We start from the raw sequence: 19,463 nt of genomic DNA on the forward strand, positions 1-19,463 counted from the left end.
CCAGGAGAGCCGGGAGTTTGAGTTTATCTAGCAATGTTGCCTCGTGACTTCTTCCGGCCAGCACGGAGGGACGTGACTGACCTTCAAAAAATTCGGGCGCGGCGGGAGGAGTCGCGCCAGCGGATGCGCCCCGCGTTTACATGCGCTCAGCATGGAGCTGTATATGTCATTCCGTCGCATAGCTTTTTTCGGATCACCTCGCAGATGCAGCATGGAATCGCGGAGTGGAATCGCTGCGAGTGCAAAGGCGAATTGCTGCAGGTGCGATGGCGGAAGTCTTTGAAATTTCGATGCTTTGCGGGGCAGGGCAGGGGCCAAAACAGTGATTCCGCATAATCAATTTCAGGGCCGGAATCCGGATCGTTTCGGGCCGTTTCGGGTGCCATTCTGGCCGCTCCGCGCACCCTGTTTCACAGACACGTGACATACTGACGTCAGGGCAGGGCGGCGGTACTTGCCCGTTTTTCGGACGCTTTCGCGCGAGTCTTCATCGTGTCGACGGATCCGGGCGGGAAAAGAGAGTCGCGGAGGCCGAGGATGCCATGTGATTACGTCAATCCCGCCATGCGGGACAGAAAAGTACGTCGAATGCGCTTTCCGCCATATCTTTGTTGCGCTAGGGCCCGTGCTCTCTGCGAACGACCCCGACGCGGGGTGCGTCCGCGCTAGAAAAACCGGACGATACACATGTCAGATATAACCTCTCACCCGTCGGCGGCCGCCGGCGCGGCACCTGTTTTGAACCGGCCCAGCCGGGTTCTGCTGGCCAGCCTCATCGGCACCACCATCGAGTTCTTCGACTTCTATGTATATGCCACCGCCGCCGTGCTGGTGTTTCCCGCGCTGTTCTTCCCGGGCGAGGACCCCACGACCGCGTTGCTGGCGTCCTTCGCCACCTTCTCGATCGCCTTCTTCGCGCGCCCGCTGGGCGCCGTCGTCTTCGGCCACTTCGGGGACCGGATCGGGCGCAAGACCACTCTGGTGGCCGCGCTGCTCACCATGGGCATCTCGACCGTCATCATCGGCTTCCTGCCGACCTATGCCCAGATTGGTGTCTGGGCGCCCGCGCTGCTGGCGCTCTGCCGTTTCGGGCAGGGGTTCGGCCTCGGCGGTGAATGGGGTGGGGCGGTCCTGATCGCGACCGAGAACGCGCCGGAAGGCAAGCGCAGCTGGTACGGCATGTTCCCGCAACTCGGCGCGCCGGTTGGCCTGTTCCTCTCGTCGGGCCTGTTCCTCGTGCTGCTGACCTTCATGACCCGCGAGGACCTGCTGGCCTGGGGCTGGCGCATCCCGTTCCTCGGTTCCATCGTGCTGATCGTGATCGGCCTTTGGGTGCGCCTCTCGCTGGCCGAAACCCCGGCGTTCCAGAAAGCCATCGACAAGGAAGAGCGCGTGTCCGTGCCCTTCGTCGAGGTCTTCCGCAACCACAAGCGCAGCCTGTTCCTCGGCACCTTCGTTGCGCTCGCGACCTTCGTGCTGTTTTACATCGGCTCGGCCTACCTGCTGTCCTACAACGTCAAGGTACTGCAGATGTCTCTTCCCGAAGCGCTGGAGGTCCAGCTTGTCGGCGCCGTGGTGTTCGGCCTGTTCATCCCCTTCGCGGGCAAGATCGCGGACCGCTGGGGCCGTCGCAACCTGCTGATCCTCGTCACCGTCCTGATCGGGGTGTTCTCCTTCTTCCTCGACACGCTGCTCGGCGGCAGCCTTTCGGGGGTCTTCACCTTCGTCGTGCTCGGCATGGCGCTGATGGGGGTCACCTACGGCATCATCGGCGCGGCCCTTGCGGCGCCGTTCCCGACCCGGGTGCGCTATACCGGTGCGTCGCTGGCGTTCAACTTCGCGGGAATCGTCGGGGCTTCGCTGGCGCCCTACATCGCGACCTGGCTGCAGGCGACCTACGGCATGAGCTACGTTGGATACTACATGCTGGCCGCGTCCGTGATCACGCTGCTCTGCGTTTTGGCGTCGGGCAAGGACGAGGTCTGAACTCGATCAGACTGGCAAAACAAATAAGCCGCGCCTTCGGGCGCGGCTTTTTGCTGTCGGGGCAGGGCGCGTGTCAGCGGGGCAGCGGGTCCTCCGGTTCGGCCTGCGTGGAGAGCCATTCGCGGAAGGCGGCGACGGACGGGTCCTGCGATTTCGCGGTGGGCCAGACGAGGTAATAGGCCCCCGGTGTTTCCACCGCCGGGCCATAGACCGGGATCAGCCGACCGGTCGCCACATCCTGCTCGACAAGGTAGTCCGGCATCAGCGCGACGCCCAAACCATGCAGCGCGGCCTGTGTGATGGTTGAGTATTGGTCATAGATCATCCCGGGGATCGGCTGCGTCAGCCTTATGTCCTGAGCGGCGAACCAGTCCGACCAGGCGCGCGGCCGGGTCTGGATGTGCAGCAGCGGCATGCGGAGGAGGGCGCGCGGATCGCCCGGTCGTCCGCGTGTCAGCAGTGAGGGCGCAGCCACAGCCAGCACATGTTCATGCTTGAGCAACAGCTTGTCCGTTCCGGGCCAGTCGCCGCTGCCGAAATGCAGCGCGGCGTCGAAAGGCTCGGTGGCAAAGTTGAACGGTACCAGCCGCGTTGCCATGTTCAGCGTCACCTCGGGATGCAGGCGAGCGAATTCCGGCAGGCGGGGCATAAGCCAGCGCATTCCGAAGGTCGGCAGGATGGCGAGGTTCAGCGTGCCGGACATCGGCGCCACTTGCAGCCGCAGCGAGGCATTGGTGATCTGAGTCAGCGCCTGCCGTATCTCGGCGGCATAGTCCCTGGCTGCCGGGGTCAGTGTCAGCCGCTTGTGTCCACGGTCCACGAGGACAGCACCCATCTGGGTCTCCAGCGCCTGCAATTGACGGCTCACGGCACTCTGGGTCAGCGAAAGTTCTTCGGCCACGGCAGAGGCGCTGCCAAGCCGGTCGAGTGCCTCGAGCGCGCGAAGGGAAGAGATGGAGGGCAGGAAGCGGCGGGGTGTAATCATGTATGCCGTTTACTCATACATATTGTCGAAAGTCTCGCTGTTTTTCATGAAACGATCCGCGTATGTTGCCGCCAAACCGCAACAACCTTGCAGGAGACGGCCATGAACGCCCCGACACCATCCCTCAAGCCCAAGGACGCGCCTGATCTCGGGTCCTTCGACTGGACCGATCCGTTCCGTCTGGAAGACCAACTGACCGAAGACGAGCGCATGATCGCCGCCAGCGCCAAGGCCTATGCCCAGGAAAAGCTGCAGCCGCGCGTGACCGCAGCCTACGAGAAGGAAACCGTGGACCCCGAGATTTTCGCCGAAATGGGTGAAATGGGTCTGCTCGGCGTCACCGTGCCGGAACAGTACGGCGGCATCGGGGCCGGCTATGTCTCTTACGGGCTTGTCGCTCGTGAGGTCGAGCGTGTCGACTCCGGCTACCGCTCGATGATGTCGGTGCAGTCGTCGCTGGTGATGTACCCGATCTACGCCTACGGCTCGGAAGAGCAGCGCATGAAGTACCTGCCGAAACTGGCCTCGGGCGAGTTCATCGGCTGCTTCGGCCTGACCGAGCCTGACGCCGGTTCCGACCCGGCAGGCATGAAGACCCGCGCGGTCAAGATCGATGGCGGCTACAAGCTGACCGGGTCCAAGATGTGGATCTCGAACGCGCCGATCGCAGACGTTTTCGTGGTCTGGGCCAAGTCCGAGGAACACGGCGGCAAGATCCGCGGCTTCATCCTCGAGAAAGGCATGAAGGGCCTGAGCGCACCGAAGATCCAGAACAAGATGTCGCTGCGGGCGTCCGTGACCGGCGAAGTCGTGATGGATGGCGTCGAGGTCGGCGAGGATGCGCTGCTGCCGTATGTCGAGGGCCTGAAAGGTCCGTTCGGCTGCCTCAACCGCGCACGCTATGGCATCAGCTGGGGCGCGATGGGCGCCGCCGAAGCCTGCTGGCATGCAGCACGTCAGTACGGTCTGGACCGTCACCAGTTCAAGCGTCCGCTGGCACAGACCCAGCTGTTCCAGAAGAAGCTGGCCGACATGCAGACCGAGATCGCACTGGGCCTGCAGGCCTCGCTGCGCGTCGGTCGCCTGATGGACGAGGCGCAGGCCGCGCCCGAGATGATCTCGATCGTCAAGCGCAACAACTGCGGCAAGGCGCTGGATATCGCGCGGATGGCGCGTGACATGCACGGCGGTAACGGTATCAGCCTGGAGTTCCAGGTGATCCGGCACATGATGAACCTCGAGACCGTGAACACCTACGAGGGCACGCACGACGTTCACGCGCTGATCCTTGGCCGCGCACAGACGGGGCTGCAGGCGTTCTTCTGATCGTTCTGACCTGATGATGGGGAACCCGGTTGCGCGTTGATCCGCGCAGCCGGGTTTTTCTTTTCGGGGGAACCGGATAGGGTTTGAATTAAGGGCCAAGGGGCCCTCGTTTCCGCTGCATGCGTAATACGTATAATCAGTATTATGTAAATAAATCTCATACCCAGCTATGGCCAAACCCGGCCAACTCCGACAGGATCGCTCCGAGAACTTCCCCTCGGTAAGCGGTCTTTCGTTGTGCGAAACGAAATTTCGTCAAGCGGTATTGGCTGACTTCATTTTCCGTAGTAACTTTTCCGCAGGGAGAGTCGCGGCGCCTACTGACACCTTGATCCACATCGAGGAACCGGCAGAGCGAGGCGCCAAGGGAGGAAGAATGATGCACAGGTCGCGCCCGCTCTTGGGCCGTGTCTCGCCATCGCGCCTGAACGGTATCAGGCACCGTGATCCTTCACTTGGGCTGCGCGAAGTTTCCCGCATCAAGCCGCTGTTTTCGCAGAGATTTTGAATGGGTCATCCGATGGCCCAGAACCGAACCCAACCGGGAGCCCTATATGGTACATGACGCTACGCCCCTTGAACTGAACAACCTCGAGATGTCGGACAAGGCCAAGCCGCTGCTGGCCGCCGTGATCAAGCACATCACCGAGAACGTCGATCCGATCACCGAGGAATTCTATCGTCTTGGCGAAGGCCGTGCCGACCGCTGGTCCTACGCGCCGGGCCAGCTCGAGCTGCTGGACAGCGTCAAGCAGAAGGCCAAGGAGTCGGGGCTGTGGAACTTCTTCCTGCCGAACGCCGAAACTGGTGAAGGCCTGTCGAACCTCGACTACGCCTATATCGCGGCAGAGCTCGGCAAGAGTCCGCTGGCACCCGAAACGCTGAACTGCTCGGCGCCTGACACCGGCAACATGGAGGTTCTGGAGCGCGTCGGCACCAAGGAGCAGAAAGACAAGTGGCTGAAGCCCCTGCTCGCCGGCGAAATCCGCTCTGCCTTTGCCATGACCGAGCCCAGCGTCGCCTCGTCGGATGCCAAGAACATCTCGACCAGCGCGGTTCTGGAAAACGGCGAATGGGTCATCAACGGCGAGAAGTACTACATCTCCGGTGCTGGAGATCCGCGCTGCAAGATCATGATTGTCATGGTAAAAACCTCTCCGGATGCCGAGACGTTCCGCCAGCAGTCGCAGATCCTCGTGCCCATCGACACACCCGGCGTCGAGATCGTTGGCCCGATGCATGTCTTCGGGCATGACGACGCGCCGCACGGCCACATGCACATCCGCTTCAAGAACGTTCGCGTGCCCGAGACCAACATGCTCTGGGGTGAAGGTCGCGGCTTCGAAATCAGCCAGGTGCGCCTCGGGCCCGGCCGTATCCACCACTGCATGCGCTCCATCGGTGCCGCCGAACGTGCGCTGGACCTGCTGATCGGGCGCGGCCTGTCGCGCGAAGCCTTCGGCAAGAAGATCATCGACCTCGGCAAGAACATGGAAACCATCTCTCGCGCGCGAATCGAGATCGAAGCGATGCGCCTGATGGTCCTGAAGGCCGCCAAGGCGATGGATGTTCTCGGCAACAAGGAAGCCCGCATCTGGGTTTCGATGATCAAGGCGATGGTGCCCGAAAAGGTCTGCCAGATCATCGACCAGGCCATGCAGGTGCACGGCGCCACCGGTCTGTCGCAGTGGACGCCGCTGGCGAACATGTACACCGGTCAGCGCACCCTGCGTTTCGCGGATGGTCCGGACGAGGTGCACCATGCGGTGATCGCGCGCCACGAGGTCAAGACCTATCAGGGCTCGAACGAACGCAAGGCCGCCGTCGCCAATCAGGTGACCGGCATGATCTTCCAGGGTCCGTAATCCATGCGGAACCTGTTCGATCTGACTGGACGCGTCGCGCTGTTGACCGGCGCGTCCAAGGGCATGGGTCTGGCGATGGCGACCGCCCTCGCCGACCACGGCGCCAAGGTCGTGATTTCCTCGCGCAAGCAGGATCAGCTCGACACCGCGGCGGCCCAGATCAATGAAACCGTCGGCGCGGATCGCGCCGTCGGGATCGCCTGCAACATCGGCTATCAGGACCAGATCGAAGAACTGGTCAACCGGACCCGGGCCGAAGTTGGCCCCATCGACATCGTGGTCGGGAATGCGGGCGTGAACCCGCATTACGGTTCGATCACCGAGATTTCGGATGGTGCCTACGAGAAGACCATGCAGGCCAACGTCCAGTCCAACCTGTGGCTGGCCAAGCGTGCGGTCAAGGACATGGAGGCCAAGGGCAAGGGCTCGATGATGTTCACTTCGTCCATCGGGGCCTTCAAACCGTCTACGACGCTGGGCACTTACGACATGTCCAAGCTGGCGCTGATCGGCCTCGTGCGCAATCTCGCGGCCGAGTTCGGGCCCTCGGGTGTCCGCGTGAACGCGATCTGCCCGGGCCTGATCAAGACCGATTTCGCCCGCGAGCTGTGGGAGAACCCGGATACCGAGCGGCGCATCAAGCAGGACATCGCGCTGCGTCGCCTTGGCGAGCCCGAGGATTTCTGCGGTGTTGCCACGTACCTTGCCTCGGACGCGAGCGGCTACATGACTGGCCAGGCTCTGACCATCTGTGGCGGAACTGTCATGTGGACCTGAGGAGAGCCATATGGAACTGAAAGACAAGATCATCGTGGTCACCGGCGCGGCCAGCGGCATCGGACGGGCCATGGCCGTCCGGTTCGCAGAGGAAGGCGCGAAAAAGGTGATCTGTGCCGATCTAAACCTTGCCGGCGCCGAAGAAACTGCAAGCAAGATCAATGGCATTGCGTTTGAAGTGAATGTCGCGCGCGAAGAGGAGATCTCGGCCCTGATCGAAAAGGTCGAGGCCGATATCGGGCCCATCGACCTGTTCTGCTCGAACGCCGGTATCCTTGCCGCCGGCGGAGCCGAGGTACCGAACGACGCTTGGCAGAAGATCTGGGAGGTCAACGTGATGTCCCATGTCTGGGCCGCGCGTCACCTCGTTCCCCGCATGGCGGCGCGCGGCGGCGGCTACCTGTTGAACACCGCGTCGGCGGCCGGGCTGCTGAACCAGGTCGGCTCGGCGCCCTACGGTGTGACCAAGCACGCGGCGGTGGGTCTGGCGGAATGGCTGGCGCTGACCCACGGCGATCAGGGCATCAAGGTGTCCGTCCTATGCCCGCAGGCCGTGCGCTCGGAAATGACGCGCGGCCACGAAGACGGGGTTGCCTCGATCAACGGCATGCTGGAACCCGAGGCCGTTGCCGAGGCTTGCGTCCAGACCATTCGCGCCGAGACTTTCCTGGTGCTGCCGCACCCGGAGGTCCTGAGCTACATGCGCAACAAGGCCGAGAACTACGACAAGTGGATCGGCGGGATGCGCAAGCTGAATCGCGTCTACGGCGGAACTTTCGAGGGGCGGGGCTGACCCGCCTGCCCCGGCTCTGCCTAGACTCCCGGCAGACCGTAAACTCGCCGCGCTGTTCCGCTGAACAGCGCGGCCTTTTCATTCTCGCTCGCGCCATGCGCCAGCTTCTTGAAGAAGTTCCACAGCACCGGATAGCTGACCGAGACGCGATCAACGGGGAAGTTGCTTTCGAACATGCAGCGCTCGGCCCCGAAGGTGGTCAGCATGTGCTCGTACCATTCCCGCTGAGCGGCCAGCAGTTCGTCTGATGATGGCGGCTTGTCCCGCTCCATCCAGCCCCAGCCGTTGTCAGGCATGGCGAAACCACCCAGCTTGGCCACGACATTGGGACAGGCTGCAATGGCGCGCATGTCGAGCTTCCAGTCGGCAAAGACCTCGTCCCGCCTGCCCGAGAACCGCGCGACTCCCAGCGGCGAACCCAGGTGGTCCAGCACCATCGTGGTCTCGGGTACGGCGCGGGCCAGCGACAGGAACTCGGCGTTCTGGTGGTGATAGTGCCAGCTGTCATAGGTCAGTCCGCGCGCGCCAAGGTGGCGCACTCCACGCCGGAAGGCCGGGTCGGCCAGCTGACCGGGCACCCCGCGCGAGGGGATCATCAGTTGTTCGCGCTCGGGGTCGCAGGCGGCGGCGTGGCGGATCCCTTTCACCAGCCCCTGCCCGGCTTCGATATGCGCGTCCAGAACCTCGTCAAGCTGCTCGGGCGGCAGCGTCAGATCGGCAAAGGCGATGATCCCGGCGATCCGGGACGGTCCATCGGCGCGGGCCAGGTCGGCGATGTGCCGGGTTTCACCCACGGGCTGCAGATGGTCGGGTGCGGACTTGTCCCAGTAGGACCGGCACTCGATGTAGACCGTCTGCACGACGTTGTGGCCGGCGCCGGTGTCGCTCCACAGCGCGTCCAGCTCGTAGACGGCCTGGTTCTCCGGAGTCCCGTGGGTCCAGAGATGATGATGCGGGTCGACGATCTCGCGCCCGGGGTCGAGGATCTCTTCCTGCACCTGCCCAAGCCAGTCCGCGCGCAGCTCGATACCCGGCACCCAGCGAGGATATCGGCTGCCCGCGGTGCTCATCCCCGATCGTCCTTGTCCTTGAACTTCCGCACGAGCCCTTCCTGCGCCACGCTGGCCACCAGCCGGCCGTCCTGCGTGTAGACAGCACCCCGGTTGAAGCCGCGCCCGCCGCCGGTAAAGGGGCTGTCCATCGAGTAGAGGTGCCAGTCCTCGAACCTGATCGGACCATGAAACCACATGGCGTGATCAAGGCTCGCGGTGAGCACGCCGCCGCGATACCAGCTGATGCCATGGGGCCGCAGGGACGAACCCAGAAGCCCCATGTCGGAGGCATAGGCCAGCAGGCAGTGCTGCATCGGCGTGTCCTGCCCCTTGGCGGCCTCCATCCGGAACCACGTGTGGTTGACGTCGCCCATGGGCTTCGGTTCGAACAGGTCCTGCGGTTCGACCTCTCGGATCTCGATGGGCCGCGGCCGCAGGTAATCGCTGCGCTCGCGCCCGGTGACCTGACCGGCCGAGGCTTCCCTCAGTTCGGCACGGGACAGCAGGCCTTCGGGTCCTTCGACCTCGGGCATGTCATGCTGGAACGACCAGCCATCCTCGTCTTCGTGGAACGAGGCGGAGAGGTTCAGTATCTGCTTGCCATGCTGGATCGCCACCACCCGCCGGGTGGTAAAGCTGCCGCCATCGCGGGCGCGGTCCACGTTGTAGATTACCGGGATTTTCGGATCGCCGGGTCGGATGAAATAGGCATGCAACGAATGGCACAGCCGGTTCTCGACCGTGCGATAGGCCGCCATGAGCGCCTGGGCGATGACATGACCGCCGAAGATCCGCGTCGTCGTCTCGCCGCCTGCCCCAGTGCCCCGGAACAGGTCGACTTCGAGTTGTTCGATGTTCAGAAGTTCGAGCAGTTCTTCTGCAGGATCGGTCATTCAGGGTCTTTCTTCTTCAAACGGATTCCACGCGGGATTTGGCATAATCAACGAAGATGTCGAAGGATCCGGGGTTCACCATCGAATCCCGGTTCACCACCTTGGCCGGATCGCCGCCCAGCAGCAGCTTCTTCACCGGCACTTCCAGCTTCTTGCCAGAGAGCGTGCGCGGCACTTCCGCGATCTGAACGATCTCATTGGGAATGAAGCGGGCCGAGACCGCCGAGCGGATTGCGCCGTTGATCTTGTCCTTCAGCGCTTCGTCCAGCGTAAGCCCTTCGGCCAGCACGACGAACAACGGCATGAAGCTCTCGCGGCCAAGGAACTCGAGGTCGACGATCAGCGAGTCCATGACCTCCGGCAGACCTTCAACCGCTTGGTACAGCTCGGAACTGCCCATGCGCAGGCCCTTGCGGTTGATGGTGGCGTCGGACCGCCCGTAGATCACCGCGCCGCCCGTGTCGGTAAACTCGATCCAGTCCCCGTGACGCCAGATGCCCGGGTAGGTGTCGAAATAGCTGTCATGCAGGCGCGAACCGTCTTCGTCGCCCCAGAAGTAGAGCGGCATCGACGGCAGGGGTTCGGTGCAGACAAGCTCGCCCACCTGGCCAAACAGCTCGTTGCCACCCTCGTCGTAGGCACGCACGGCGTTGCCCAGCAGACGGCACTGCATTTCACCCATGCGAACGGGCATCATCGGATGGCCGCCCACGAAGGCACCGGCAAGATCGGTCCCGCCCGAGATCGGCGCCAGCCAGACGTCGGGCTTCACCGCGTCGTAGATCCAGCGATAGGCATCGTCCGACAGAGGCGAGCCGGTGGAGCCGAGCGAGCGCAGGTGCGAGAGGTCCAGTTCGTCGCCGGGACGGATCCCGGCCTTGAGGCATCCCGCGTAGAAGGCGGCGCCCGCGCCCAGATAGGTCAGCTTCTGGTCCGCGGCAAAGCGCCAGAGTTCCAGCATGTCGGGCCGGTTCGGCGCCCAGTCGAAGAGGGCGACGGTTGCCCCCTGCCCCAGTGCGGCGAACTGCGAGTTCCACATGATCCAGCCCGACGAGGTCATCCAGCAGAACCGGTCATTGCCCGTCAGATCCTGATGCAGCGATTGCTTGGCGCTCTCCAGCAGGATGCCGCCGTGGCCCTGCACGATCGGTTTCGGGTTTCCGGTCGTGCCTGAGGAGTAGACCACCCACAGCGGATGGTCGAAGGGAACGGGAACCGGGGCAAAGGTCGCATCTCCATCCTGGAGCGTGGACCAGTCAACGGCACCTTTCGGCAGTTCACCCGTTACCGGGATCATCACCAGCTGTTCCAGCGTGGGCAGCCCCTCGGCGATGGTCGCGATCACCGCGCTCTTGTCGATGGTCTTGCCGGCATGGACGTAACCGTCCTGTGCGATCAGCACCTTCGGCTCGATCTGGCGGAACCGGTCGAGGATCGCCACGTGCCCCATGTCTGGGGCGCAAAGCGACCAGATCGCGCCGAGGCTCGCGGTGGCGAGCATGGCGATCATCGCGGCCTCGGTGTTGGGCAGAATGGCGACCACGCGGTCGCCCTGCCCCACGCCCATACCACGCAGGTGCGACGCGACGCTGGCGACGCGCGCGGTCAGTTCGGCCCAGGTCAGTTCCGACTCTCCGAAGGTCTCGGACTTGACGACCAGCGCCTGATCGTCCGGCTTGTCACGACCTGCGCGCAGGACCACTTCGGCATAGTTCAACGTCACCCCGGGGAACCACTCGGCGCCGGGCATGTCGCGCCGGGCGATGACCTCGGTGACCACCTCCTTGGGGCCGATCCCGAAATAGGTCCAGATCGCACGCCAGAACCCCTCGAGGTCTGAGACGCTCCAGTTCCACAGCGCGTCATAGTCGGTGAAGATCAGCCCGTGGGTCTCCTCGAGCCAGCGCAGGAACGCGGCCATGGTGCTGGCCTCCGCACGCTCGCGGGAGGGAGTCCACAGGATGGGTCGTTTTTCGGTCATGCGACGATGGCTCCGTGCACGAGGGCTTTCAGTTCCGGACGGGCCGGGTAGGAACTCGAGGGCGACAGCTGGGTGAAGAAGACGACCGAGAGGTCGAGGACAGGATCGACCCAGAACATGGTCGAAGCCATGCCGCCCCACGAGAAATCACCGACGCTGCCCGGCACCCGCACGCGGCCCGGATCCAGCACGACGGAACCGCCAAGGCCGAAGCCCATGCCGTCCATCGGCTGCTCGGCAAAGCTGCGCGGCCCCATCGAGGCGATGTCGCCCGGCAGGTGGTTGCGCATCATGAACGACAGGGTCTTCGGGCTGAGCAACCGTCCGCCTGGCACGTCGCCGCCCCGGCGCAGCATCTCGGTGAACAGCATGTAGTCGTCGATGGTGCCGACCAGCCCGCCGCCCCCCGAGAAACAGGTGGTGCGCTCGAAGATCGACTTGCCCGGCCGGTCCACCAGCCGCAGGCTGTCGCCGCCTTCCTTGGCCGCGTTCAGATCCATCGCGTCGCCCGCCAGCGGGGTGTAGAGCGCGGCAAAGCGGTCGCCGGTGCCTTCGGGCACGCGGAATGCGGTCTCGCTCATGCCGATCGGCGCAAAGATGTTCTCCTTGAAGAACTCGTCGAGCGGTTGGCCCGAGACCACTTCGACAATACGCCCGAGGATGTCGATCGAGATCGAGTATTCCCAGTGCTTGCCGGGCTGGAAGGCCAGTGGCAGAGCGGCGGCGCGGTCGACCATCTCGGCGAGGCTGGAATCGTCGGCCCGGAACATGATCTTGGCCTCCTCCATCGCCTTGGGCAGCACGCCGGGGTTGAACGGATAGCTGAGACCGCTGGTATGGGTCAGCAGATGGTGCACCGTTGGCGAGGGCGCACTCACCGTTTGCCCGATATGGGTGGCCCCCTCGACCAGCGCGGTCATGTCCTTGAAGGCGGGAATGAACTCGGACACCGGGGTGTCGAGATGGAACAGGCCCTTCTCGACCAGCATCATGATGGCGACCGAGGTGATCGGCTTGGTCATCGAGTAGATGCGCGCGACGGTATCACGTTCCCAGGGCAGCCCTTCCTCGATGTTGCGCTGCCCCGTGGCATTGAAATAGACCTCTTCACCGCCACGCCGGATCAGGAGGGCGCTGCCGGGGAACTTGCGTTCCGCGACATAGCGCTCCATCCAGCTGTCGAGCCGCGCAAGGCGGTCGGGGTCAAACCCCATCTGTTCGGCGGTCGTGGTCATCGGTTGGTCCCTCATGATGCGCTGCCGGTCCCGTTCAGTTCACGGTTGCGGCCCAGCATCTGATGGCGATGTCTCGCAGCCTGCTGCAATGTTCCCACGTTCAGGTGCGAGCCGAAAACCTGCCCCTCGCGGCGCAACGAGGCGGTCAGCCCGTGGTCTGCACTCTCGTTGATCAGATCGCGGACCCGGGTCGTCGTTGCCGGATCGGCCTCGGCAATGCGCCCGGCCAGTTCGCGCGCCCGCGCCATCAGCAGGTGCGGTGGCAGGACCTCGTTCACCAGCCCCCAGTCGCGGGCGGTGTCGGCGTCGATGTACTCGCCGGTCAGGCTCATCTGGCGTGCCCGGTTCAGACCGATGAGGCGCGGCAGCATCTGCGACAGCCCCCAGCCCGGCGAGATACCGAGGCGCGCGCTCAGTTCGGCGAAGGTCGCGGTGTCCGAGGCGATCATGAAGTCGCAGAGCATGGCCAATGCCAGCCCGCCCTGCACGGCAAGGCCGTTGACCGCGGCGATCACGGGAACCGGACAGGTCCGCATGACCGTCGCCAGCCCCTCGCCGCCCTGCCAGTCAAGGGCCGTGCCCGCATCCTGCAGCCGCGACAAGTCCGACAGGTCGCAGCCCGCGCTGAAGGCGCGTCCGGCGCCAGTGAGGACGATGGCGCGCACGTCCTCGTCGCTGCCAAGCTGGCGCACCGCCCGGATCAGGGCGTCGATCAGCGCGCCGTTCATCGCGTTCAGCCGGTCGGGACGGTTCAGGGTCAGCTCGGCCACGGGACCGTAGCGTTCGATCAGTACCAATGGGGTCGTCATTCTCCGATCATCCTCTGCATGGCTGGGCGGGTTTCATCGGTAAACCAGCCGGTTTCTGGGGTATGGCGGGCCGAGTCCAGTTCGGCCCGGATCCGTGCGGCGGCGCCGCTCCGGATCTGCTTCTTGACCGCCGCGAAGGCGATGGGCGGCAGTGCCGCCAGTTCACGCGCCTTGGCAAGGGCGCGGTCGTTCAAATCGTCGGGTTCGACGACCTCGTCGACGAAACCCTCGGCATGGGCCGTTGCCGCCGACACCGGTTGCCCGGTCTGCATCAGCCGCCGCAGCGTGTTCGGCCCGAGCATTTCACGCGCGATCTCCATCGGCCCGACCGGAAAGTCGACGCCGACCCGGATCTCGGCAAGGCCGAACTGCGCTTTGGGAACCGCGATGCGCCAGTCGGCGCCAAGCACGAAGAACAGCCCGCCGGCAATGGCGGCTCCGTTCACGGCGGCCACGACCGGCTTGGAAAAGGTGAAGAGGTTGAGGAAATCCTCGTTCAGGGCCCGCACGATGGTATTTTCCCCCGCAAGGTCGAAGGCCTGCGCCTCCTTCAAGTCGAGCCCGGCGGAATAGACGCGGAAGGCGCTGCACAGCATCACGCCACGCACGTTGCCGTCCTGCTCGAGGCCCGCGAGGACCCGGCTCATTTCTCCAAGGAAAGCAGCGCTCAGCGCGTTGACCGGTGGACGCGCAAGGGTGAGCCGGCAGATGCCGTCGCCCGCGTCTTCAAGCCCGATCAGGCCCGTCTCCGTCATCCTCCCCCCTTCTCGGCCTCCTCGGCTCGTCTTAGCGGACCTGGCGCTCTGCCTCCATCGCCGGTCCGATCCGCCCTATGCAGTCGTGCGCATGAAGCGGCTCGCCGCACTTGTCGCAGACCAGGTAGGGCTCGGTATCCTCCCCACAGCCCTTGTGCGTGATGATGGTCGGCGGACGGTCCCTCTCCTCGTGGAGCCACTTGTTGCCCCAGGCACGCAACGTCACGATGACGGGCCAGAGGTCCTTGCCCTTGTCGGTCAGAAGATACTCCTGCCGGGGCGGTCTCTCGGAGTAGTTGCGCGCCCAGATGATGCCATCGGCCTGCATGTGCTTCAACCGCTGGCTCAGCACGTGCGGCGATGCGCCGGTATGGCGCTGGAGATCGTCGAAGCGTCGGCTGCCCAGAAACATCTCCCTCACAATCATCAGGGTCCAGGTGTCGCCCACGCGTTCGATCGTGCGGGCCACGCTGCAGGTGGTCTGGGCAAGATCCGATCGGCTCAAGATTGACTCCCTTCAAATCGTGAAGTTACTGTTTTCACAGCAGGACCCCCATGTCAAACCTGATGTCGGGCTTCGGCAGAAAGTTACCCGGGGAGGATCATGAAGCTCTATTTCGCACCTAATACCCGCGCCGTGCGTATCGCGTGGCTGCTGGAGGAACTCGGCCTCGATTACGAGCTGGAAAGCTACACGCTCGGCGACCGCAAGATGCGTGAACCCGAGTTCCTTGCCATCAATCCCAATGGCCGCGTTCCGGCGCTGAGGGACGGCGAGGTGCTGATCCACGAGTCCGGCGCCATCGTGGAATACGTGATCGCCCGCCACGGCAACGGGCGCCTCGTCCCGCCGGTCGACAGCCCGGAATTCGCCAATTATCTCCAGTGGTTGCACTATGCCGAGGGCATGGTCATGCCCCAGATAAACGTGATCATGGTCGAAACCGTCTTCCTCCCGCCCGAGCGCCGGAACGAGGTGAACGTCAAGCGCGCCACCAAGCTCCTGAACCAGATGCTTGCGGCGGTTGATGCGCACATGGCCGGACGCGACTACCTTGCGGGCGAGTTCAGCGGTGCCGACATCATGCTGGGCCATGCGGTTTCGGTGTCCGAACGCCTCGGGGCGGATTTCTCTGACAAGCCGAACCTGCCGCCCTACGTGGCCCGGCTCAAGGCGCGCCCCGCGTTCCAGAAGGCGCAGACCCTCTGAAAGACAGCGCCCCGGTCGAAACCGGGGCGCCTTGTCATCCATGAATGCGGGCCGCTGCACCAGCGCCGTCCGCATCAGACCTCGAGCCACTCCTTGCGGACGTCCTCGCGCTCCTTCAGCTCCTGCGGTGTGCCTTCGAACACCACCTGTCCGTGGCCCATCACGTAAACCCGGTGCGCGATATCGAGAGCGATGGACAGCTTCTGTTCCACCAGCAACGTTGCGATCCCGCGCTTGGCGATCTCCTGCAGCAACTCGGCCACGCGCTGCACCATCTGCGGCGAGAGCCCTTCGGTCGGTTCGTCGATCATCACGAGGTCCGGATCGCCCATCAGCGTGCGGCACATGGTTAGCATCTGCTGCTCGCCGCCCGACAGGACCGAGGCCTCGACATCGGCACGGCGCTGCAGGTTCTCGAAGAGGTCGAACATGTCCTGCATCGACCACCGCCCCTGCCCGTCCTTCTGCCCTGGCTTCAGGCCGAGGATCAGGTTCTGACGGGTGGTGAGACCGGGGAAGATATCGCGGTTCTCGGGAACGTAGCCGATCCCCAGCTTGGCGATCTCGAAGGCCTTCTTGCCCGCGACCTCCTGCCCCTTGAACATCACCGAACCGTGCGGCGCGACTTCGCCCATCACCGCCTTGCAGGTGGTGGAGCGCCCGACGCCGTTGCGCCCAAGAAGGGCGACGATCTCGCCCTCCTTGATCGACAGGTTTACCCCCTGAAGGATATGCGACTTGCCGTAGTAGGCGTGCAGGTCCTTTACATCCAACATCAGTGTTCTGCCTCCAGCGCGGCGCCCAGGTACGCCTCTTGAACCTTGGGATCGCCGCGAACGTCCTCCGGGCGGCCCGTGGCGATGATCTCTCCGTAGACGAGCACCGAGATGCGGTCGGCGAGGCCAAAGACCACGCCCATGTCGTGCTCGACCATCACCAACGTCTTGTCCTCGGTGACCTTGCGGATCAGCTCCACGATGTAGTCGGTCTCCGAGTGGCTCATGCCCGCCGTCGGCTCGTCGAGCATGATCACGTCGGCCCCGCCAGCGATGGTGATCCCGATCTCGAGCGCGCGCTGTTCCGCGTAGGAGAGCACGCCCGCCGGGAGTTCGGCCCGCGAGGTCAGGTTGATCTGGTCAAGGATCTCCATCGCCCCTTCAGTCAGTTCGCGCGAACGGCTCACCATGTTCCAGAAGGAATACTTGTAGCCCTGCGACCACAGAAGCGAGCAGCGCACGTTCTCGAACACGCTCATCTTTGGAAAGATGTTGGTGATCTGGAACGACCGCGACAGGCCCATACGGTTGATCTCGAAGGGCGCGAGGCCCTTCAGATCGTGACCGTGTAGTCGGATCGTCCCACTGGTCTGCGGAAACCGCCCGGTGATCAGGTTGAACAGGGTGGACTTGCCCGCCCCGTTGGGCCCGATCACCGCGTGGCGTTCGCCTGCGGAGATCGAGAGGTCGATGCCGCGGATGATCTCGGTCTTGCCGAAGCTCTTGCGCAGCCCGTCGAGTTGCAGTGCGGGAACCGTCATGCCGCGCCTCCATCCAGGGTATTGGCACGATGCCAGGCATCGCGCAGGTCGGGGGCCGACATCCGGGCCAGCCAGAAGCCGCCCAGGGCCAGAACCGCACCGATGGCCCATGCCACCGGGTTGTGACTGTCGAAGGTGATCCAGAACAGGGTCATCTCGTTGTCACCGGGCGCCGAATGACGGACGTGGAACAGGATCTCGAGGATCACCGCCACCCCGATGATGCAGAGCACTGCCGGAACCAGGGTCCTGATGTAGGGCACGATCAGAAGATGCAGCTTGCCCAGCCTGATCGCCGGAACGTGCATCATCAGCACACCCGCGAGGCCGCCGGGGAAGAACATCACCGCCGCCACGAAGAGCGCCCCGACGTAGAGCTGCCAGATCTCGGTCTGCAGGCTCAGCACGGTTTGCAGCAGCGTGAACACGATCGCCCCGATGATCGGTCCGAAGAACAGGCCGACACCGCCGAGGAAGGTGATCAGCAGGATCGCCCCCGACTGGATCAGGCTCAGCTGTTCGCCGGTCAGGATCTCGTAGTTGATGGCGAACATGCCGCCCGCGATCCCGGCGAAGAAGCCGGAGGCGCAGAACGAGAAGTAGCGCACCCAGCGGGCCGAATAGCCCAGGAACTCCGCCCGCTCGGGGTTATCCCGCACGGCGTTGGCCATGCGACCCACCGGGGTCCGCGAGAACAGGTACATCAGGATGGTCGAAAGAACCGTCCAGAAGGCCAGCAGGTAGTAGACTTCCTTCTGCTGCAGGAACTCAATCCCGAAGAAGGGCAGCCCGTAGGTCCGGTCGCCGCTGATACCTTCCTCACCGCCGAAGAAGACGACGATGATGACCGAACAGGCGGCGATCAGTTCGCCGATCCCCAGCGAGATCATCGCGAAGACGGTTCCGGCCTTGCGGGTCGAGAACGACCCGATGATCATCGCGAGACCAAGTCCGAACAGACCGCCGAAAAGCGGCAGCACCGGTAGGGGCAGCGGGATCCCGTATTTCTCGACCATGCGGATGATGTGCATGCACATGAAGCCGCCCACGCCCATGTAGACGGCGTGGCCAAAGCTCAGCATCCCGCCCTGCCCCAGCAGCATGTTGTAGGCCAGGGCAAAGACGATGGTGATCATCATCTGGTTCATGATGGTGATCGCGCTGTTCGATCCGAAGAGGATCGGCATGATCAGCAGGAACAGGATCGCGATGATCCAGGGCATCAGCCGCGACAGCGTGATGCCGGAGGCCGGTGCGGAGACGTGCGCGCGTTCTTGAGCTGTCTGGGTCATGCGTCACGCTTTCCGAACAGGCCGTAAGGACGGACGACGAGGATCAGCACCATCAGCAGGTAGGGCAGGATCGGCCCGATCTGCGGCAGGGTCAGCACCCAGAGATCGCGCAGGTAGCTCTCGCTCAGGTCCTCGGGCCGCTCCATGCCGAAGGCGGTGAGGATGCTGGCGAACTCGAAGTTGTAGGTGGCCGCGAAGGTCGTCAGCCAGCCGATCAGCAGCGATGCGACCAGTGCGCCGAACAGCGACCCGAGGCCACCGATAACGATGGTCACGAAGACGATGGAGCCCAGCAGGAAGGCCATGCCCGGGAAGGTTCCCAGAACCGGTCCGGCAATGACGCCTGCGACACCGGCGAGCGCGGTCCCGACCCCGAAGACGCCCATGAAGATCAGCGGCACGTTGTGGCCGAGCGCCTCCACCGTCTTGGGATAGCTCAGCGCGGCCTGAATGATCATGCCGACGCGGGTCTTGGTCAGCACGTAAAGCAGGCCGAGGAAGATGGCGATGGCCACGAAGATCATGAAGACCTTGTAGGCGGGCACCGCGTTGCCCCCGATGTTGAACAGGGCGAACTGCAGCGCAGCGGGTTCCTCGAAGGGAACGATGTTCTTGCCCCAGAAGAACTGGACGATTTCCTCGATCAGCAGCGCGAGGCCGAAGGTGAAGATCAGCTCCGGGACGTGCCCGTACTGGTGCACCCGCCGCAGCCCGTAGCGCTCGACAAGCGCGCCAAGCACACCCACGAGCACGGGCGCGATGATGAGGCCGGGCCAGAACCCGACATAGAGGCTGATCTGATAGGCAAAGTAGGCGCCCAGCATGTAGAAACTGGCATGCGCAAAGTTAAGAACACCCATCATGGAGAAGATGAGTGTCAGCCCGCTCGACAACAGGAACAGCAGCAGCCCTGTCACCAAACCGTCAATGAGGTTGATAACAACCAGATCCATCGGTCACGACTCCC

18 protein-coding genes are annotated in these 19,463 nt (G+C 63.9%); 6 read left to right on the forward strand and 12 right to left on the reverse strand.

Translation table 11 applies throughout. The features are described 5' to 3' along the window. Positions 1-687 precede the first annotated feature (687 nt). Positions 688-1,986, forward strand: coding sequence for an MFS transporter (locus DDT93_RS04410; RefSeq protein WP_109464557.1), 1,299 nt, complete (start codon positions 688-690; stop codon positions 1,984-1,986). 73 nt (positions 1,987-2,059) lie between these two features. On the opposite strand, the gene DDT93_RS04415 is transcribed toward DDT93_RS04410, so the two are convergent. Beyond that, entirely contained in the window at positions 2,060-2,971 is a 912-nt protein-coding gene (locus DDT93_RS04415; RefSeq protein WP_109464558.1) for a LysR family transcriptional regulator, read from the reverse strand. A gap of 102 nt (positions 2,972-3,073) precedes the next feature. Between DDT93_RS04415 and DDT93_RS04420 the strand changes: the two genes are divergently transcribed. The 4 genes from DDT93_RS04420 to DDT93_RS04435 all read left to right on the forward strand — a co-directional run bounded on the left by DDT93_RS04420 (position 3,074) and on the right by DDT93_RS04435 (position 7,732). Next, on the forward strand, positions 3,074-4,297 hold the full coding sequence (locus DDT93_RS04420) for an acyl-CoA dehydrogenase (RefSeq protein ID WP_109464559.1): 1,224 nt from the start codon (positions 3,074-3,076) through the stop codon (positions 4,295-4,297). Between the two features lie 554 nt (positions 4,298-4,851). Beyond that, on the forward strand, positions 4,852-6,162 hold the full coding sequence (locus tag DDT93_RS04425) for an acyl-CoA dehydrogenase family protein (RefSeq protein WP_232825363.1): 1,311 nt from the start codon (positions 4,852-4,854) through the stop codon (positions 6,160-6,162). Between the two features lie 3 nt (positions 6,163-6,165). Continuing rightward, on the forward strand, positions 6,166-6,939 hold the full coding sequence (locus DDT93_RS04430) for an SDR family NAD(P)-dependent oxidoreductase (protein WP_109464560.1): 774 nt from the start codon (positions 6,166-6,168) through the stop codon (positions 6,937-6,939). A 10-nt stretch (positions 6,940-6,949) separates the two neighbouring features. Then, positions 6,950-7,732, forward strand: coding sequence for an SDR family oxidoreductase (locus DDT93_RS04435; RefSeq protein ID WP_109464561.1), 783 nt, complete (start codon positions 6,950-6,952; stop codon positions 7,730-7,732). Positions 7,733-7,752: 20 nt separating this feature from the next. Here the strand turns inward: DDT93_RS04435 and DDT93_RS04440 are convergent, their stop codons facing one another. The 7 genes from DDT93_RS04440 to DDT93_RS04470 are packed head-to-tail and all read right to left on the reverse strand — an operon-like array spanning position 7,753 to position 14,962. Beyond that, the gene (locus DDT93_RS04440) at positions 7,753-8,802 is read right to left on the reverse strand and encodes an amidohydrolase family protein (RefSeq protein WP_109464562.1); all 1,050 of its coding nucleotides are present in this window, start codon (positions 8,800-8,802) and stop codon (positions 7,753-7,755) included. Then, positions 8,799-9,677, reverse strand: a complete 879-nt coding sequence (locus DDT93_RS04445) for an acyl-CoA thioesterase (RefSeq protein ID WP_109464563.1) — start codon at positions 9,675-9,677, stop codon at positions 8,799-8,801. The genes DDT93_RS04440 and DDT93_RS04445 overlap by 4 nt, the downstream gene beginning before the upstream one ends. A 16-nt stretch (positions 9,678-9,693) precedes the next feature. Next, positions 9,694-11,658, reverse strand: a complete 1,965-nt coding sequence (locus tag DDT93_RS04450) for an acetoacetate--CoA ligase (RefSeq protein ID WP_109464564.1) — start codon at positions 11,656-11,658, stop codon at positions 9,694-9,696. After that, complete coding sequence (locus DDT93_RS04455) at positions 11,655-12,872, reverse strand: serine hydrolase domain-containing protein (RefSeq protein ID WP_109464759.1); 1,218 nt, start codon at positions 12,870-12,872, stop codon at positions 11,655-11,657. The genes DDT93_RS04450 and DDT93_RS04455 overlap by 4 nt, the downstream gene beginning before the upstream one ends. A 32-nt stretch (positions 12,873-12,904) precedes the next feature. Next, positions 12,905-13,702 carry an enoyl-CoA hydratase gene (locus DDT93_RS04460; RefSeq protein ID WP_109464565.1) on the reverse strand — a complete coding sequence of 266 codons (798 nt, stop codon included), beginning with the start codon at positions 13,700-13,702 and terminating at the stop codon, positions 12,905-12,907. After that, positions 13,699-14,457: an enoyl-CoA hydratase/isomerase family protein gene (locus tag DDT93_RS04465; protein WP_109464566.1), complete on the reverse strand. Its 759-nt coding sequence runs from the start codon at positions 14,455-14,457 to the stop codon at positions 13,699-13,701. Before DDT93_RS04465 ends, DDT93_RS04460 begins: the two co-directional genes overlap by 4 nt. Before the next feature lie 31 nt (positions 14,458-14,488). Beyond that, positions 14,489-14,962 (reverse strand): winged helix-turn-helix transcriptional regulator, encoded by a 474-nt coding sequence (locus DDT93_RS04470; RefSeq protein ID WP_109464567.1) that lies wholly within the window; start codon positions 14,960-14,962, stop codon positions 14,489-14,491. A gap of 99 nt (positions 14,963-15,061) precedes the next feature. On the opposite strand from DDT93_RS04470, the gene DDT93_RS04475 reads away from it, so the two are divergent. Next, positions 15,062-15,667, forward strand: coding sequence for a glutathione S-transferase family protein (locus DDT93_RS04475; RefSeq protein ID WP_109464568.1), 606 nt, complete (start codon positions 15,062-15,064; stop codon positions 15,665-15,667). Between the two features lie 74 nt (positions 15,668-15,741). Here DDT93_RS04475 and DDT93_RS04480 read toward each other — a convergent pair whose 3' ends face one another. From DDT93_RS04480 to DDT93_RS04495, 4 genes are read right to left on the reverse strand one after another with little or no spacing between them, the layout of a single operon-like run. After that, on the reverse strand, positions 15,742-16,446 hold the full coding sequence (locus tag DDT93_RS04480) for an ABC transporter ATP-binding protein (protein WP_109464569.1): 705 nt from the start codon (positions 16,444-16,446) through the stop codon (positions 15,742-15,744). Beyond that, a complete protein-coding gene (locus tag DDT93_RS04485) occupies positions 16,443-17,204 on the reverse strand; it encodes an ABC transporter ATP-binding protein (RefSeq protein ID WP_109464570.1) in 762 nt (253 codons plus the stop codon). The genes DDT93_RS04480 and DDT93_RS04485 overlap by 4 nt, the downstream gene beginning before the upstream one ends. Then, positions 17,201-18,496: a branched-chain amino acid ABC transporter permease gene (locus DDT93_RS04490; RefSeq protein ID WP_109464571.1), complete on the reverse strand. Its 1,296-nt coding sequence runs from the start codon at positions 18,494-18,496 to the stop codon at positions 17,201-17,203. The genes DDT93_RS04485 and DDT93_RS04490 overlap by 4 nt, the downstream gene beginning before the upstream one ends. After that, a complete protein-coding gene (locus DDT93_RS04495) occupies positions 18,493-19,449 on the reverse strand; it encodes a branched-chain amino acid ABC transporter permease (RefSeq protein ID WP_109464572.1) in 957 nt (318 codons plus the stop codon). The genes DDT93_RS04490 and DDT93_RS04495 overlap by 4 nt, the downstream gene beginning before the upstream one ends. Positions 19,450-19,463 lie beyond the last annotated feature (14 nt).

It is taken from the genome of Albibacillus kandeliae, assembly GCF_003116585.1.
In the GTDB taxonomy this organism is placed as follows: Bacteria; Pseudomonadota; Alphaproteobacteria; order Rhodobacterales; family Rhodobacteraceae; genus Albibacillus; species Albibacillus kandeliae.